This is a genomic window from Kitasatospora sp. NPDC098663, assembly GCF_044760075.1.
Taxonomy (GTDB): domain Bacteria; phylum Actinomycetota; class Actinomycetes; order Streptomycetales; family Streptomycetaceae; genus Kitasatospora.
This window is the reverse complement of sequence record NZ_JBIWAP010000136.1, coordinates 1-1,592: the sequence shown is the minus strand read 5'-3', so window position 1 is coordinate 1,592 and position 1,592 is coordinate 1. Positions and strand designations below refer to the sequence as shown.

Annotated in this window: 1 protein-coding gene; it reads left to right on the top strand. The window is 76.6% G+C overall.

What is annotated here, in order from left to right; translation table 11 throughout:
- Nucleotides 1-1,592 (top strand): condensation domain-containing protein (locus tag ACIQVZ_RS42440; protein ID WP_402458546.1); only part of this gene is annotated, 1,592 nt, incomplete at both ends.

The following is a 1,592-nucleotide window of genomic DNA, read 5'->3' as shown; positions in this document are numbered from 1 at the left end:
GACTGCTGCGCCCGCTGGCCACCGCCGTGCAGTTGCACCGGGCTGCCGACGGCGCCGATCTGCCCGCCGTGCGGCGCGCGGTGGAGCAGTCCCTGCTGGTGGAGAAGGAGCTTCTGGTCGACCCGGACTTCTTCACCGTCCTGCGGGAGCACGGCGCCGGCATCGGCGCGGTGACGGTGGAGGTCAAGCGGGGCCGCCACCACAACGAGCTGACCCGCTACCGCTACGACGTCACCCTTCGCCAGCGGCCCGCCGCCCCGGCGCAGGGCGACGAGCCGGTCGAACTCCGCTGGGGCCGGGACGTGGCCGCTCTGCCGGAGCTGTGCGAGCTCCTCGGGCGGCACGACGGCCGCCCGGTCCGGATCACCGGGGCACCCAACCGCCGCGTGGTCGGCGAGGCGGCCCTGGCCCGGGCCGTGCAGGAGGAGGACATCCCGCTCGGGCCGCTGCTGGAGCGGCTGCACGCCCCGCAGCAGGACGCGGCGCCCGATCCCGAGGACTTCCATGCCCTCGGGGACGCGCTCGGCCGCCGGGTGTCCGTCACCTGGTCGGCCACCGGCCCGGACGCCCTGGACGTGCTCTTCAGCGGCGCACCCAGCGACGCACTCAGCGACGCACCCGACGGCACACCCGGCGCCGCACTCAGCGCCGCACCGGCCGAGGCGTACCGCCCCACCCGGGGTGCGGGCACGGCGCTGTCCGCGCTCACCAACCGCCCGGCAGGAAAGCGCGGCGCCCCGGCCCTCGCCGCCGAACTCCGCAGCTGGCTGGGCGCCCGGCTGCCCGACTACCTGGTGCCGTCGGCGTTCGTGGTGCTGGACGCGCTGCCGCTGACCGCCAACGGCAAGCTCGACCGCCGCGCGCTGCCCGCCCCCGACCTGGGGACGGCGGCCGGCGGCCGGGAGCCGCGCACCCCGCAGGAGCAGCTGCTCGCCGAACTCTTCGCCGACGTGCTCGGCCTGCCCCGGGTCGGCGTCGAGGACAGCTTCTTCGACCTGGGCGGACATTCGCTGCTGGCGACCCGCCTGGCCTCCCGGGTCCGGGCCGTCCTCGGCGCCGAACTGGAGATCCGGACGCTGTTCGAGCACCCGACCGTGGCCGCCCTGGCGGGCCGCCTCGACGGATCCGTCACCGAGCGGCCCGCGCTGACCGCCCGTCCGCGCCCCGAGCAGCTCCCGCTGTCCTTCGCCCAGCGCCGCCTGTGGTTCCTGCACCGCATGGACGGGCCGAGCGCCACCTACAACATGCCGCTCGCCCTGAGCCTGACCGGCGACCTCGACCGGTCGGCCCTGCACGCCGCACTCGCGGACGTGATCGCCCGGCACGAGAGCCTGCGCACCGTCCTGCGGGAGACGGACGGAGTGCCCCACCAGCAGGTCTTGGGCGCGGACGAGGCGCACCCGCCGCTGCCGGTGGTCGAGCTCGACGAGAGCCGGCTGGCCGACCGGCTCGCCGAGGCGGCCCGGCGCGGCTTCGACCTGGCCGCCGAGCCGCCGATCCGGGCGGAGCTCTACGCGCTCGCCCCCGACCGGCACGCGCTGCTGGTCGTGGTGCACCACATCGCCGCCGACGGCTGGTCGATGGGCCCGCTC